The 13,444-nt window shown below is 43.6% G+C and carries 17 protein-coding genes and 1 pseudogene; 8 read left to right on the forward strand and 10 right to left on the reverse strand.

The genetic code is table 11. The features are described 5' to 3' along the window. Window positions 1–138: 138 nt before the first annotated feature. The 3 genes from H539_RS31735 to H539_RS29255 form a co-directional block, all read right to left on the reverse strand. Window positions 139–291 carry a hypothetical protein gene (locus H539_RS31735; RefSeq protein ID WP_155890179.1) on the reverse strand — a complete coding sequence of 51 codons (153 nt, stop codon included), beginning with the start codon at window positions 289–291 and terminating at the stop codon, window positions 139–141. An 86-nt stretch (window positions 292–377) separates the two neighbouring features. After that, window positions 378–1,262 (reverse strand): AraC family transcriptional regulator, encoded by an 885-nt coding sequence (locus H539_RS0121030; RefSeq protein ID WP_026695161.1) that lies wholly within the window; start codon window positions 1,260–1,262, stop codon window positions 378–380. Between the two features lie 123 nt (window positions 1,263–1,385). Continuing rightward, the gene (locus tag H539_RS29255) at window positions 1,386–2,576 is read right to left on the reverse strand and encodes an MFS transporter (protein WP_051348718.1); all 1,191 of its coding nucleotides are present in this window, start codon (window positions 2,574–2,576) and stop codon (window positions 1,386–1,388) included. 121 nt (window positions 2,577–2,697) lie between these two features. Between H539_RS29255 and H539_RS30290 the strand changes: the two genes are divergently transcribed. Continuing rightward, window positions 2,698–3,528: a helix-turn-helix domain-containing protein gene (locus H539_RS30290; protein WP_026695162.1), complete on the forward strand. Its 831-nt coding sequence runs from the start codon at window positions 2,698–2,700 to the stop codon at window positions 3,526–3,528. A gap of 11 nt (window positions 3,529–3,539) precedes the next feature. Then, a complete protein-coding gene (locus H539_RS0121045) occupies window positions 3,540–4,331 on the forward strand; it encodes a Cof-type HAD-IIB family hydrolase (protein WP_035323608.1) in 792 nt (263 codons plus the stop codon). Between the two features lie 186 nt (window positions 4,332–4,517). Here H539_RS0121045 and H539_RS0121050 read toward each other — a convergent pair whose 3' ends face one another. Continuing rightward, window positions 4,518–4,754 (reverse strand): hypothetical protein, encoded by a 237-nt coding sequence (locus H539_RS0121050; protein ID WP_035323611.1) that lies wholly within the window; start codon window positions 4,752–4,754, stop codon window positions 4,518–4,520. Between the two features lie 15 nt (window positions 4,755–4,769). After that, the gene (locus H539_RS0121055; protein WP_051348733.1) at window positions 4,770–4,976 is read right to left on the reverse strand and encodes a hypothetical protein; all 207 of its coding nucleotides are present in this window, start codon (window positions 4,974–4,976) and stop codon (window positions 4,770–4,772) included. A 103-nt stretch (window positions 4,977–5,079) separates the two neighbouring features. Here H539_RS0121055 and H539_RS0121060 point away from each other — a divergent pair, with 103 nt between their 5' ends. After that, complete coding sequence (locus H539_RS0121060) at window positions 5,080–5,559, forward strand: Hsp20/alpha crystallin family protein (protein ID WP_026695166.1); 480 nt, start codon at window positions 5,080–5,082, stop codon at window positions 5,557–5,559. Here the strand turns inward: H539_RS0121060 and H539_RS0121065 are convergent. Next, window positions 5,556–5,783, reverse strand: coding sequence for a hypothetical protein (locus H539_RS0121065; protein WP_026695167.1), 228 nt, complete (start codon window positions 5,781–5,783; stop codon window positions 5,556–5,558). The genes H539_RS0121060 and H539_RS0121065 overlap by 4 nt on opposite strands. 48 nt (window positions 5,784–5,831) lie before the next feature. Between H539_RS0121065 and H539_RS30295 the strand changes: the two genes are divergently transcribed. Beyond that, entirely contained in the window at window positions 5,832–6,689 is an 858-nt protein-coding gene (locus H539_RS30295; RefSeq protein ID WP_051348719.1) for a hypothetical protein, read from the forward strand. 333 nt (window positions 6,690–7,022) lie between these two features. On the opposite strand, the gene H539_RS0121075 is transcribed toward H539_RS30295, so the two are convergent. Together H539_RS0121075 and H539_RS0121080 are read right to left on the reverse strand one after the other, a co-directional pair. Next, the gene (locus tag H539_RS0121075) at window positions 7,023–7,487 is read right to left on the reverse strand and encodes a hypothetical protein (RefSeq protein WP_026695168.1); all 465 of its coding nucleotides are present in this window, start codon (window positions 7,485–7,487) and stop codon (window positions 7,023–7,025) included. A 71-nt stretch (window positions 7,488–7,558) separates the two neighbouring features. Beyond that, window positions 7,559–7,942 carry a YidH family protein gene (locus H539_RS0121080; protein ID WP_035323614.1) on the reverse strand — a complete coding sequence of 128 codons (384 nt, stop codon included), beginning with the start codon at window positions 7,940–7,942 and terminating at the stop codon, window positions 7,559–7,561. 159 nt (window positions 7,943–8,101) lie between these two features. Between H539_RS0121080 and H539_RS0121085 the strand changes: the two genes are divergently transcribed. The 3 genes and pseudogenes from H539_RS0121085 to H539_RS29275 all read left to right on the forward strand — a co-directional run bounded on the left by H539_RS0121085 (window position 8,102) and on the right by H539_RS29275 (window position 10,305). Next, window positions 8,102–9,112 (forward strand): DUF3231 family protein, encoded by a 1,011-nt coding sequence (locus H539_RS0121085; protein ID WP_026695170.1) that lies wholly within the window; start codon window positions 8,102–8,104, stop codon window positions 9,110–9,112. A gap of 3 nt (window positions 9,113–9,115) precedes the next feature. Next, complete coding sequence (locus H539_RS29270) at window positions 9,116–9,577, forward strand: hypothetical protein (RefSeq protein ID WP_035323617.1); 462 nt, start codon at window positions 9,116–9,118, stop codon at window positions 9,575–9,577. Between the two features lie 120 nt (window positions 9,578–9,697). Beyond that, window positions 9,698–10,305: pseudogene (locus H539_RS29275) on the forward strand (DUF2238 domain-containing protein). 169 nt (window positions 10,306–10,474) lie between these two features. Here the strand turns inward: H539_RS29275 and H539_RS29280 are convergent. Next, the gene (locus H539_RS29280; protein WP_051348720.1) at window positions 10,475–11,317 is read right to left on the reverse strand and encodes a class I SAM-dependent methyltransferase; all 843 of its coding nucleotides are present in this window, start codon (window positions 11,315–11,317) and stop codon (window positions 10,475–10,477) included. 139 nt (window positions 11,318–11,456) lie between these two features. Here H539_RS29280 and H539_RS0121105 point away from each other — a divergent pair, with 139 nt between their 5' ends. Then, entirely contained in the window at window positions 11,457–11,741 is a 285-nt protein-coding gene (locus H539_RS0121105) for a YtxH domain-containing protein (RefSeq protein ID WP_026695171.1), read from the forward strand. Window positions 11,742–11,884: 143 nt separating this feature from the next. On the opposite strand, the gene H539_RS29285 is transcribed toward H539_RS0121105, so the two are convergent. Further along, window positions 11,885–13,195, reverse strand: a complete 1,311-nt coding sequence (locus H539_RS29285) for a VTT domain-containing protein (RefSeq protein ID WP_051348721.1) — start codon at window positions 13,193–13,195, stop codon at window positions 11,885–11,887. Window positions 13,196–13,444 lie beyond the last annotated feature (249 nt).

Consider the following 13,444-nt stretch of genomic DNA (forward strand, 5'->3'; position numbering starts at 1 on the left):
GACGCGCGAGTGGTTATATAGACATAAAAATTCCGCCTATTTTACTTATTAGATTACTCGGTTTGGGACTAGACAAAGGGGCCGTTCAGAAAATCGGTTTACCTGACTTTCTGGACAGCCCCATTGTCTATTAAGCTTTTACAGCAGATTGTTCAGATCTTCATTTTTGTTATCTGTCTTCTGGCTGCCTCTCGGTGCATCATCCATCTGCTGCATCACGATGTCAAGCTGCTCATCCGCCGGCAGGTTTAACAGGGATTCAATATTTTCATTCTTTTTATTTTTCTTCATGTTCAACAACTCCTTTTAGAGTACCTTCCCCCCAAAACAGAGTTGTTATACGGCAGGAATGAAATTACTGAAGGCAAAAAAACATATCAGCCTCGTTTTTTGATAGGAATATAAATGTCCATCTGCTTATCCTTGCTGCCTGAAGAGCGCTCGTCATACCATTCAATCTCTGCTCCCCCTCCGTGCTCATAGCCTGATGAAGGAAACCATGTTTGGATTGCATAATCCCATGTTGAATGAATTGAGGATGAAAATTCTGCCTCTGATGCTTTAGGGGTTGTAAACACAGTATACTCACATTCAGGAAATTCCCTGACAATAAGCCCTTCCGGTGCTTCAGCACCCTCTTCCACTTCCATTCCGATGATATAGACGAAGCTCTCATCATCCGGATTGAAATCTGTACAGATCCCAAGCTCGACTCTTGGATGCTTCGGCTGGGGAATGTTCTCCCAAAGACGGTTCTGCAGATAATTCTGCCAGAACTCAGGTATTTCCCTTCGGTTTCTCCCCTCAGAAATAGATGTTTTTAGCTCATACCCAATCAAATGAAACCCTGGCTTCACAACAATCTTCGGCTCCATATAAGTTCCTCCCCGCAAAATATATGTTTTTAGGCAGGCTTTTTCCTGAAGTCTACTAGCTAAAGGCTTTCCGTTTCTATATTGAGATGGAGAAACACCATAGCATCTCTTGAACGCTCTGTTGAAGGACTCATGTGATTGAAAGCCGCAATCCAGCGCGATATCCAAAACCTTCCTTTTGGGGTCCAGCAGAAATAAAGCTGAAATAGCCAGCCGCCTTCTTCGTACATAGTCCATGACTGGCTCCCCTGCCAGCAATTGAAAGACTCTATGAAAATGAAAAGGGGAAAAACACGCAACTTCAGCTAAATCCCTCAAGGTTATAGGATTTGAAATATTATCCTCAATAAAATCAATCGCTCTTTGAATGCATTCTTGATATTCCATACTGACCACCTGCCTGATGTAACCATAACAAAGTAAGAAGATTTCCTCTTAACCGTTTTTGCTTTTTATAATGACCAATACTATTTATTAAACAATGAGGAGCAATTTTCCTGCCGCTGCATTTCAAGCTGCCGGAAGCTTCTCCTCCCTTTTCCTGTATCTGCCCCCAAGCCAGGTTTGAACTGCTCCTCCTCCTATAAGGAAACATCCCAATACGTAAAATAATACCGTTCCTCCAAAGGCCGAGTAAATCACACCCCCTACAAGCGGCCCGGCTGCCCTGGATATATCCCAGTGCAGTCCATAAACTGCAAAGCCTTTGCTTCTATGCTCTGGAGCACTTAAGATCGATACCAGCTTCTGCAAATGCGTGGATACCAAAATGGCGCCAAGACAGAGGAGAAGCTGTGCGAGGGACAGCAGAAACAGATTAGCTGACAGACCAAGGATAAATGCTCCCAGCGCATATAGAAAATAGGCGATTGGAATGATCTTAACGGGCAGGATATGCTCGGTTTTTCTGGCCGTATATACTTCAATCAGGATGAACAGGATGGCGCTTAATGTTTCAAGATAGGCAAAAACTTTCAAATAATCTTCAAAGTGATCTTTTAAATGGAAAATCCACGTGGTTTCCATAACAGAGTGAAGCATGCTGACAGGTAAGGATGCTGCCATCAGGAACAGTACAGCCCACATCCTGACAGCTGCTCCTGATGCTTTCAGTATGGGCTGTTCCTCCAACGAATAGGTATCTTCTGTTTTAAAACGAATTAAGACTGCATAAACCCCAAAGGAAAGAGCTGAAAGAAAGAATACAAGCACAGGGCTGATGTTAAAAAGAGCGACTCCCACTATGGGTCCGAATAATCCCCCTGCGCTTTTTGCCATTCCCAGGAGACCAAAGACTTCTGCCCGCTTGTTTTCCGGGACTGAGTCTACAATCTGCGCATTTGCCGCTGGAAAATAAAGAAATCTGCCCAGGCCATTTAAAATGGTGAATACGGCAAACATCCAGGTTAGTTGTGATACGGCTAGGCCGCCCATCGCAGTCATCTGAATCAGAAGTGCTGCCAGAATGACCTTCTTCCTCGAATACTTATCTCCAATTCCGCCTGCAAGAAGGGTGAGTACGATATCCGTCAAGGGCTGAAGGACAACTATCATGGCCGAAGAAAGTACACTTCCCCCGGTTTCCTTATAAATGTTTAACGAGAGAAAAGGGATCAGCATTCCCCCGACAAGTGAGGTCAGCCCGTTCCCTGCAGCACGGATCCATACAAAGGTGCTAAATTCAGAAAAATAAGTGCGCATTCATTCCACCAGCTTTAAAATTATTGTAAACTAATGCTAATATACTTTTTTCAAATTTTGATTTCTTATCAAAAATTGCTTGAAAATGTCCTGGATATTGCTAAGTCCGGAGGAAATAGATATGGAGATTCGAATCGATTACCCTGGTTTTGGCTTCACCTATTTCACCATGGAGCCCAAAGAGCAGGAAGCTCTTCATTCACATAATCATTACCAGATCAGCATTCCTATCACTGCCGAAAGCCAAATTCAGCTCAACCAGACGACCCACAGCGTCCAGCCCTTCCAAAGCATACTGGCCATGCCGGGGGAATCCCACCGTCATGCCAGTATCAAGGAAGAGACCGCCATCCTTTTATTAAGCGTTTACCATACACCTCTTAAGCGGGCGTTTCAGGAAATGAACCTGGACATAGACAGCGTTCTTCAGAAACATACAATGATAGGGAATAATGCAGAGCTGTTCCGTTTTTATCAAAATCTGTTAAGCAGCATTTCCGCCCATGCTGCTTTCCCTTTTCAGGATGAAGAAAAGGAAATCCTTCTGGCCAGGCTCGTTGCAGAGGGGATCATGATGGGGCAATCGCGGGGAAGCTATCCTCCTTCAGGCAGCTGGAGCACCAGGGATGATATGCTGAAGGTTAAGAACTATATCGATACACATTTTCGCAGTCCAATGACTTTGGAGGACCTGACAGAATACAGCCATATCAGTAAATATCATTTAATAAGGCGGTTCAAGGAAGTGACTGGCTTCCCGCCCCTTCAATATCTGCAGGCTCAGCGCCTTCAGTATGCGAGAATTTTGCTCACTTCCACAAAGGATGGAATTCTTGAAATCGCCCTCTCCTCCGGCTTCGGAAGCTTAAGCAGCTTTCAACGCAGCTTCAAGCAAAGGTACGGCTGCTCTCCAAGGGCATTCCGGCAGACGGAGGCAAACTCAAAACTATAACACTGGAGGGAATGGAACTGAGTATATACAAAGCATTATTCCTCGACATTGACGGAACCATTGTAAGACCTGATAACACCATGGAGGAATCCACCAAAAGGGCGGTTGCCCAGGCAAAGGAAAAGGGGATTATTTCCGTCCTGACAACCGGAAGGCCTATCCATGAAATCTCGAATATAGCGGAGGAACTAAGCATCAGCTCATTTATCGGCTACAACGGAGCTTATGCGGTCCACCAAGGAATAGACGTATATAAGAGTCCCCTGCCCCGCGATATTGTTGAATACATTCTTGAAACATCCCAAAGATACGATCATGAACTGGTTCTGTATACAAGTGAAAAAAATCTGTATACTTCACAGGAATCCCCACGAACAAGAAAATTTATTGAAAAGCTGCACCTGACAATGAATGAAGATTACAATCCTTCTGAGGCTGATAACATTTTAGGGATTACCATCATGGCAGGGAGTGCAGAGGATTTCAGTCTTTATGAGATCGATCAGACCCATCTTTCTCAGGTGAATGTCGACGGGTTGCTCCATTGTTTTGATGTGATCAGGGATGAAGCCAACAAAGGAATAGGGATGAGGAAGTTCTTGGAGCATCTTGGATTCCCACCTGAATCATCGATCGCGTTCGGGGACGGCATGAACGATAAAGAAATGCTGGCGGCGGCAGGCGAAAGCTTTGCCATGGGCAACGCACACAGTGACTTATTCGCGTACGCCAAACACAAAACCACCGATGTAAATCATTCAGGCGTATATAACGGCTTGAAATATCTTGGAATTGCTGAATAAAGTACAATAAGGGCTGCCGCTGCCGGCAGCCCTGCTTTTTTGCTCGGGAAACCTTCCCCATATATCCTCCAAAACGGGCTCCATTCTTCATCTAACCGGACATCTTACTTTTGCCGGTTACTGGATTAAGGACAAAGACATCGCTAGCATGAAAAAAGGAATGCCTTAGAGGCATTCCCTTTCAGTTTATATAACACTTGTTTTCACAGAATTTGAATCATTTAAATCAGAATCATTCAGCATGATCAACGGTGTATTCACGAAACAGAAATCTCCGTTTTCCTCCCCGAACCCCTGATTCTGTTTATTTGACATGAGGGTGTCTAAGTATTGATTGGGACCCATGCTTAGGGAGGCACCACGGTCCATGACATTTATTTTGAATGCCAGCAGATTCACCATAACCGGACCAAATAAAACCATTAGAATCCTCCTTCATCATGGAAGCGGAATTTTTTGAAAGGTGGAAGGACTGTCAATCAAGTCTCTATCATCCACTGCACTATTCGTGCCGATAAAGCCGCTGTCATCTCCGAAATTCTGACCGTAGCCCTGAACCTTTTTATCAGAATTGTTCCAGTCGGCCAGTAAGTTCTGGCCAATATTCACAGCTGAAGCATTTTCAAAGGAATTTATTTTTAACATAAAAATATTAATATTAATAGACGCAGATGACACTGCTTCTTCACCCCCTTTTCAAACTATATTCATCCAAAAGTGATATATGAAGCTTTATAAGGAGGATAAAATGGATTTCCAAAAATTGATGCAGTGGATGGAAGCAGCGAAGAAGTATCAGTCACAGGATTTTTGGAGCGGGATCTTTGATCAGTCCTCCTTTGAACATTTCATGAAAAATATGGCCAGCGATGAAAACCCGCAGAATGCAAAAGGGCAGACAAGCCCTGCTCCGAGGGATGACTTCCCCCCTGTCGATGTATATATAGCCGGAGCGGAAATCATTTTATTGGCGGATTTAGCCGGCTACAATAAAGAAGACCTGGATATATCCGTTTCGGGATCCAGGCTTTTGATCAGCGGTACAAGGAGCCCCCTCGTAAACGGCACCGCTGTAATCCAGGAGCGGTTTACAGGAGATTTTAAGCGGACCATCCAATTGCCTGAACCGACTGACTCGAGTCAGATCAGGGCAAAGTTCCGGAACGGCCTGCTGATGATTGCATACCCAAGACAGCACACCTATGAAGAGCGGATCAACATTGATTAACGTCCCTTTTTCGATGTCTCAGCGTCCCTTCCATCCGAATCATTCACAAGCCATACAGGGGATTCAAACAGACCCCGGTCCCCATTCTGTTCCCCAAAGCCTTCTGACCGATTGTTGGCTACATGGTTTCCGATTTTTATCGTGGAGCTTAGCGAAAAATTCGCCAGCTTGTCAATGGTGTTTACCTTGGTATGGAAAATGGTAATGATGGTTCTATCCGCCATACTCTCCCTCCTTTCAACGAAAATTTCAGGATAATGCGAGGAAAACATATGCCTATAAAAGGATTATTCAATCGAGACGGGAATCATGAAAAAAACCTAATTCATGGCCAAAACCTGGAAAAGCTGTCTCTCAGGATGAATACGCTGGAGGTTCACATGCAGAGGCTGCTAAAGCTGGAGGAACGGCTGAGCTTATCCTCCATTTCCATAAAACAGAAGAAGGACTCTCCCAAGAACATCCCTGGCGCTGCGGATGTGGAATCCCTTGTAGAGAAGCGTCTTAAAGCCTATCACCAGCAAGTGCAGGATTTGCACTTCAGAATGCGGAAGCTGGAGGCAGTTCAGAAGGAGGAGAAAGACCAATCTCCTGAGCCAAGGTCCTTCCAGAGAGAAGAATCAGAATCCGTACTGGATCCGATTGTTGAAAAAATGGGCATATTCGAAATCCTTTTAAATGAAATGGAAAAAAGATACTCTCTTCTGTATGAAGCCCATCTCCAATTGGCCGAGAGGGTCGGCCTCCTTGAAAAAAAGGGTGCTCCTCCTCCGGAAGATAAACAGGTTGTCATCAAAGAAATCAACATTGATAAATTCTTCCTTGATAAATATGAGTTAAATAACGTGATCGCACAAATGGGCATCAAGGAGCTCAGCGGAGCACTGAATATCGGGGCCACCTATGGCAAGGGTGCTCTTCCACAGGAATTTACCCCGGCCATTCAAAAGGACTTTGAGGAATTAATGCAGGAAAAAGAAGAATTGAAGAAGCAATATACAAAATCCGCAGAAGAAGATCAAGACGGGGACTCCGGTTCAGAAAGCTCTGAATCTGTTTCAGGAGAAAAAGAAGATGACGACACCTTTCCAGTCATTTATACAAAAATTGATATAGAGGAAGAGGAATGACCGCTAAAAGCTTCGATCACAAAGGAAATACCGGCGAAATGACAGTCGGATTGGCATCAGGAAAAACAAAATGAGATTTAATACAATGTCCTTAATTGAGCAACCAGCAAAAGTAATATAGAGGGAGGTTTTCCGGTTGGAAAGAGACAACATCTATGTTCCAATTTTTCAAGTCAGTAAGCTGAATTCTTCCGTCTGAATCCGGCTATTAAGATTAATTAAATTCGTACTCATAACATAACTATTTTCCCTCCATCAATAGCCATAAATAAAAGAAAGAGACGTATGCCCATTCATACGTCCGTCATTCTTGTTTTGTTTATTTACTACTACTTATTTCTGGCGCGAAAAGCCTTCTTCCTCCAGATACTGACGCGCTTCATTATAGGAATTAAAGGTTCCGTCCAGATTCAAGCCTGCATACACATTCCACATATCCTCTTCCTCCTGGATAAGAGTCAGGGTCTGATTTTCTTTGTTTACCCAGACCTCCTCCATTCCCTCGAAAACCATCTCTTCTTCTTCCTTCAGGGAATGAATGGAACGTTCTAAAAGCAGACGGAGTTCCTCACTTGAATAGTCACGGATATTGACCATTCCTTTTCCATCTGTCTTACAGCCGGCTATTCTTCCTCCGTATACAAATCCGTTCCCATTCGGGTGCAGATGGTAGACTACATTTTTCTTATCTCCTGCGCTTTCCGCATAATGAAAATTCACGCGCCCCAGGGATACATTCTTCCGTTCAAGCTCAGGAAATGATTCTATGATAGCTAATTTTTCTTCAAAAGTAAGCATGATGCCTCCAAGTTATATAAAAATAGATTCTGTCTCATTATACCTTATCTAAAGTCCTCGTGCTGAAGCTGTTAAATAATCCCCCAGACAAACAGATAATAGAGTGAAAAAATCAAGAATACAACCAATAAAGCCAATGATAAATAAAAAATAATCCATTTCTCTGCTTTGAATGTCTGGCGGTTAATTGAATTCTTCTTATTAAAATAGCTTACCGCTGCCAGAATGATCGTGAGGATTCCTACAGCAATTGATGAAATCCCGATCACCTGCGCCAGAACATCACCCATAAACGAGAGGGTTGATGGTGTTGAAAAATGCAGGTTTGTAATCAGGAAACCTACCCCGATAATCGTAATGCTCGTCCTCACCCACGCCAGATAGGTTCTTTCATTGGCCAGATGCTGCTGTATATATTTTGAATCCGTAGTCTGCTGCTCCTTTTCTTCCACCATGATACCCCATTCATTACCTTTTCCTTTATCATACCCTTTTAGAAAAGCCGTGCTCAATAATTGTGAATGACTCAGCCCAGAATAAATCCATGTACATTCATACTTTCTATAAGGATGTGCAAAACTATATGTATTATTAAAGAAAGCGGGTAGTCTTTTATGGAGGATAAAATGAAGCTGCGGCTGACCTCTGCAGAAATGTCCATGCTGTGGGCCCAATATATGAACGATACCGCTTCAGTCTGTGTCCTCAGCCATTTTTCACAAAAGGCAGAGGATGAGGAAGCAGCATCTATCATTCAATATGCTCTGACCGGGTCCAAAAGTAACATTGCCTTTTTACAGGAATTATTTATGAAAGAAAATTTTCCTGTTCCACACGGCTTTAAAGAAGAAGAGGACGTACAAGCTGATTCCCCCAGATTATTTTCAGATACATATGCGACCATTTATTTGCGAAATATGTCATTGCTCGGCATGACGGCGGGGAGCGTTTCTCTTGGGCTGGTCACAAGGCCTGATATTGTCCGTTTTTTTAAGAATGTACTAAAGACATCAGTTGGCCTCCAGGATCTAACGAGGGATCTCATGCTGAAAGAAGGAACATATATAAAGCTCCCGTACATTTCTACGCCTGATGAAGGAGATTGTGTAGATAAGCAGCGATTCTTAAGCGACTTCTTTGGCGAGAAAAGGCCCCTTACTGCCCTGGAAATCACCATGCTGTTCAATAATATCCAAACGAATTCCATCGGTAAAACCTTAATTATCGGTTTTGCCCAAACTGCACAGGATTCTGAGGTTAAGCAATATTTCCTCAGGGGAAGGAAAATCGCCCAAAAACACATTGATATATTCAGCGATATTTTAAAAAAAGAAGACCTTCCTGCTCCCATGACCTGGGACACAGCTGTTTCGGATACGACGGAGCCTGTTTTTTCCGATAAATTGATGATGTTTCATGTTTCCGCCATGATTGCCTCTGGAATCGGCAATTACGGGGCATCCATGTCCGGCAGTCCGCGCTATGACCTTGGCTTTCGATATGCTTCATTGATTCCCGAAATAGCCCTTTATGCAGAAGATGGAGCGAATATTATGATTAAGAATTCCTGGCTGGAGGAACCGCCGCAAAGCGATCCGAGAGAAAGGCTCATTAAAGGGGAATAACTCGTGGGCAATCCAATAGAAAAATTATTGTGGAGCATAGCCCTCCCAGGCTTTGGACAGCTGCTAAATAGAAAATATGTAAAAGGTCTTCTCTTTGTTTTCCTGGAATTCCTGATTAATGGGCAATCCCATTTTAATCAAGTCATTTTCCTTAGCTTTCACGGAGACATCTCTCATGCAATCCTTCAGACGAATTACCACTGGCTGCTTTTTTATCCCTGTCTATATTTCTTTGCCATGTGGGATGCCTGGAAGGACGCTGGAGGCGGGAGGGGCCGGTATTCTTTTCTTCCCTTTGTCAGTTGTGCGTATATGGTAACCGTCGGAACGATATACTCCCCGCGTTTTACGCTATTCGGCCTTCTTCTCGGTCCCATCTGGCTTCCTATTTTAAGCGTCATCCCTGGAGTATTGATCGGCCTTGCAATAAAATGGGGGATGGATAAAGCAGCGAGGCAGCTTTGACTGCCTCCCCACAGTTTCCAGTCGATACTCAGAATCAACTCATTAGGACATAAGCAGCCATATAGTATACTATTCTTTTAAAGGAATATTTTACTAGATTAATAGAATGGGAGCTGCTGTATGAAAACGAGGAATTTACTTTTGATCGCGGCTTATCTGGGAGTCTTAATCTGGTCAGCCATTCATCCGGAAGACCGTTTTACTTGGTGGCTCGAGGTCACACCCGGTTAATCGGAATATTGGACCTTGCGGCTATCTATGGCAGATTTAAATTTACGGGGCTTTCCTATGTTCTTATATTGATTCATTGCTGCATTTTATTTATTGGGGGGCATTATACATACGCTGAAATGCCTTTGTTTAACTGGCTGAAAGACATCCTGGATTTGGAACGGAATTATTATGATCGGCTCGGGCACTTCGCCCAAGGATTTATCCCAGCCATCATTGTTAGAGAGGTGCTTTGGAGAAAATCCCCCCTCCATAGACGCCCGTGGCTGCCGTTCATTGTGATTAGCATCTGCCTGGCTATAAGCGCTTCTTATGAGCTGGTCGAATTCTTTGTTGCCCTTGCCACAGGAACAGCTGCAGAAGCCTTTCTCGGCACCCAGGGGGATGTATGGGATACTCAGTGGGATATGCTCCTGGCACTTATTGGAGCCTTCACCTCTTATATTACCCTGCACAGCTTCCATGAGCGCCAGATGGAGAAGCTGGCTAGATTATAAACCCCCGCCTAAAGCCGGGCTTTCCTATGTATGATCTGATATCAGAACCTCTGCTTATATGCCTCTTCGCCGCCATCCAATATCCAATTCATTAGCCTGCAGGATCATCCAGCGTAAAATACTCTAAACCATCCTTCCTTTCAGGTACTAGTTAACCCAGTTTCTTGAGTCAAAGTATGGACCGGACATTTTCAGGCTCTACTGGTTGCATCTTTTTTCTTCCTATATAAAGCAAATGAGAGGAAATTCCGAGAATGGAGGGATCGGCAGCTTGTTCTTTAATAAATTGAATAACTTTTTCGGCCTCTCCCTTGTTTCTCCAATAATCCCAATGCTCCGGGGTTAAGATCGTGCCCGCATTTGAACCTAGAAGCGAAAGGGCTTCAAAACCATGGGCATCCATAAATGGCTTGATTTCATCTATATTGAAGTAATAGGCTCCTGTGAACCGCCCGTCATCCTGATGGTTAAAGCAGCCGGTACTCATAAACTCATTAATCTGATCCATGGAATTGTTCGGCTTCCAATTTTCAGGATGCAAAAGGGATGTCAAAGCATGGCGGATTCTCGGCATAAAGGCCACAAAAACGATTCCACTTTCTTTTGTGACCCTGTGCAATTCCTGAACGGCATGTTCACGATCCATCTCATCCTGCAGATGATACATCGGTCCCAGCATCAAAGAAGCATCAAATTGTTCATCCTTAAGCATGTGAAGGTCTCTTGCATCAGCGGTATAGAAACCTTCAAACTGCCCGGTGAGCTGAAGCTCCCCTGCTTTTCGTTCAGCTATTTCAACCAGCCTTGGAGTCAAGTCTGTCAGCGTCACCTTATAACCTTCTTCCGCAATCTTCATAGAATACTTGCCGGGTCCGGCACCGTTATCCAAAACTCTCCCCTTTTCCGGAAGATGCTTTTTGATATAATGCCAGTTCACCTGAAATTCAACCGGCTCCCGATCAAGCCTTCCCCATTCATCATACTGATTATAGTAGCTGATTACCTTGCTCAAATGGGATCCCCCTCAGTTCTTCTTTTCACTTATCATATCTTCCATATATTTCATATTCAATCTTTTTTTGAAAAAGCTAAGGTTTTGAAACATGCAGTAAAGGGGAAAACGATATAATTAATGTAAAAGAGGTGAACCCATGGCCAAAAAAAGAAGAATTGGGATATATAATAGAAATAAGAAGGATAACTGGTTTGTAACAGGAATGATTGTCGGCGGGATTATCGGAGCTGCCCTTACCCTGCTGGATAAAAACACAAGAAAGCAAACCCTTACATTATTGTCAGAAACAAAGGATCATCCTTCAAACGTAAAGGAAAAGCTGAACGAAAAAATCGTATCTGCTACAGATACAGTCGAAAAAAACATCCAAGAAGCTGCTGACATCTATGATCATGCAAGCAGCCAGCGCTTTGAGTTTTGAAAAAGTAAAAGAGCAGACCCTGGCCAGCACCCTTTTAAGTCCTTAGTGCTGTCCAAGTCTCTGCTCTTTTTTATTTTTTCTTCAAAAAAGCCTGGCCGGGTTAAGCAAATCCGCGATGAACCGAGAATCGTATTCCATGTTCTTTATTTCTTCAGACGAGGGCCATTCCTGTAGGAAGAATCCTCTTTTATCAGGCTTAAGAAACGGAACAGCTCGAGTGACACGATTGCACCACTGAGCCATACTCCGCCAAAAACATAACCGGCCATCACTTCACTCGGTGTGAGGCGGGAAAGGTACACGGAGCTTACCGCATAGGCAGCCAGCAGGAATGCGGCCAGAAGAACCATTCCGCCGTTTAAAATATATTTAGAGCTGTGGCGGATCAGCGAGATAAGCAGGAGTCCGTATACTGTTAACACAAGCATGGCCCTGGCGCTTGGGAAATCCTTGCTTATCAGGTCGCCCATCAGCGTATGGAACACCCAGTGTATTCCATAGGATAATAGGTACGAACCAAGCCATGCCACGACATAAAAAGTACATTCAAGGCGTATGTTCTGGCGGTTGAGGAAGATTACAGCAAATGTAATGAGTGCCAGCATGCCCAGTACAATCCATGACCCAATTCCGTATAAAGCATTCATGATTCCTGCCCAGCTGCCATTAAAAAGAGTGAACACAATAGTATCGAATACTTTATTAAACGGGCTCACATCATTGCTGATGAAATCCTGGATAAAGGCAACCATCAATATGACGGCTGCAACAAATAACAGCAGGCAGAATAAGATGAGAAGCTTAATTTTAAGAAAGCTTCTAAAACGAAAGATGACCGATTCAAAAATCAGAAATAATCCTTCCTTGAGAAATGTCCGGTTGGAGCGGATGACGATATAAAGAATTCCGGCGATTCCAAGGAGTACACTTCCCAGCACCAGCCATTTTTTGATTTCTCCCTCAAATTGATCCCATTTTGGGCCCATAATGTCTCCGAGCCAGATAAAGGCCCCTGTCCATAGGGTAACACCAATATAGGCAAATATGGAAAAGGAGCGGAACGGGAGCTTGATCACTCCTGAGATAATGCTGGCTATATGCCTTACACCAGGAATAAAAAAAGAAACAAGAAGGAGTACTTTTCCATACTTCGTATACCAAGCTGACATCCTGTCCATTTTTTCCGGACCCATGTGAATGAAATGCCCGTATTTTCGGAAGAATGGAACACCTAGCTTCTTCCCCAGCCAATAGGAAATGCTTACTCCGAGCATTCCCCCGAGCGCAGCAGATGCGACGGATAGAACCAGATTCATCTGCCCCTGATAGCAGAGGACCCCCACATAGCTCATCAGTGCTTCGTTTGGTATGGGAACAATAATCAATTCGAGCATGAGAGATAGAAACAGAACAATATATCCATAATGATTCAATAACTGTATAACATCGGGCATACGAACACCTCCTGACTTAAAACCAGGTGTTTTTTATAAGTTTTCCTTTAATAGCAGAAATTCAAACTTCACGAAAAGGTGAAGTTGTTCACACAGTATATCACCCCAGGCTGAATCTCTTATGAAATTTCTATTAAAATCCCATTAAACGGAATGCTTGTACATAAAATTCCGGCAAAAAACAGCCTGTCTTTTTTAGAAATTCGGCTGTATAGTTACAGGTACCCTACCAGGAAAAGGAGATAAATA

It is taken from the genome of Peribacillus kribbensis DSM 17871 (assembly GCF_000430765.1).
Taxonomy (GTDB): domain Bacteria; phylum Bacillota; class Bacilli; order Bacillales; family DSM-1321; genus Paraperibacillus; species Paraperibacillus kribbensis.

Bases quoted from the DNA above. Each gene is read 5' to 3' on its own strand.
- H539_RS31735 (WP_155890179.1), bottom strand. From the start codon at position 291: ATGAAGAAAAATAAAAAGAATGAAAATATTGAATCCCTGTTAAACCTG.
- H539_RS0121030 (WP_026695161.1), bottom strand. From the start codon at position 1,262: ATGGAATATCAAGAATGCATTCAAAGAGCGATTGATTTTATTGAGGAT.
- H539_RS29255 (WP_051348718.1), bottom strand. From the start codon at position 2,576: ATGCGCACTTATTTTTCTGAATTTAGCACCTTTGTATGGATCCGTGCT.
- H539_RS30290 (WP_026695162.1), top strand. From the start codon at position 2,698: ATGGAGATTCGAATCGATTACCCTGGTTTTGGCTTCACCTATTTCACC.
- H539_RS0121045 (WP_035323608.1), top strand. From the start codon at position 3,540: ATGGAACTGAGTATATACAAAGCATTATTCCTCGACATTGACGGAACC.
- H539_RS0121050 (WP_035323611.1), bottom strand. From the start codon at position 4,754: ATGGTTTTATTTGGTCCGGTTATGGTGAATCTGCTGGCATTCAAAATA.
- H539_RS0121055 (WP_051348733.1), bottom strand. From the start codon at position 4,976: ATGTTAAAAATAAATTCCTTTGAAAATGCTTCAGCTGTGAATATTGGC.
- H539_RS0121060 (WP_026695166.1), top strand. From the start codon at position 5,080: ATGGATTTCCAAAAATTGATGCAGTGGATGGAAGCAGCGAAGAAGTAT.
- H539_RS0121065 (WP_026695167.1), bottom strand. From the start codon at position 5,783: ATGGCGGATAGAACCATCATTACCATTTTCCATACCAAGGTAAACACC.
- H539_RS30295 (WP_051348719.1), top strand. From the start codon at position 5,832: ATGCCTATAAAAGGATTATTCAATCGAGACGGGAATCATGAAAAAAAC.
- H539_RS0121075 (WP_026695168.1), bottom strand. From the start codon at position 7,487: ATGCTTACTTTTGAAGAAAAATTAGCTATCATAGAATCATTTCCTGAG.
- H539_RS0121080 (WP_035323614.1), bottom strand. From the start codon at position 7,942: ATGGTGGAAGAAAAGGAGCAGCAGACTACGGATTCAAAATATATACAG.
- H539_RS0121085 (WP_026695170.1), top strand. From the start codon at position 8,102: ATGGAGGATAAAATGAAGCTGCGGCTGACCTCTGCAGAAATGTCCATG.
- H539_RS0121105 (WP_026695171.1), top strand. From the start codon at position 11,457: ATGGCCAAAAAAAGAAGAATTGGGATATATAATAGAAATAAGAAGGAT.
- H539_RS29285 (WP_051348721.1), bottom strand. From the start codon at position 13,195: ATGCCCGATGTTATACAGTTATTGAATCATTATGGATATATTGTTCTG.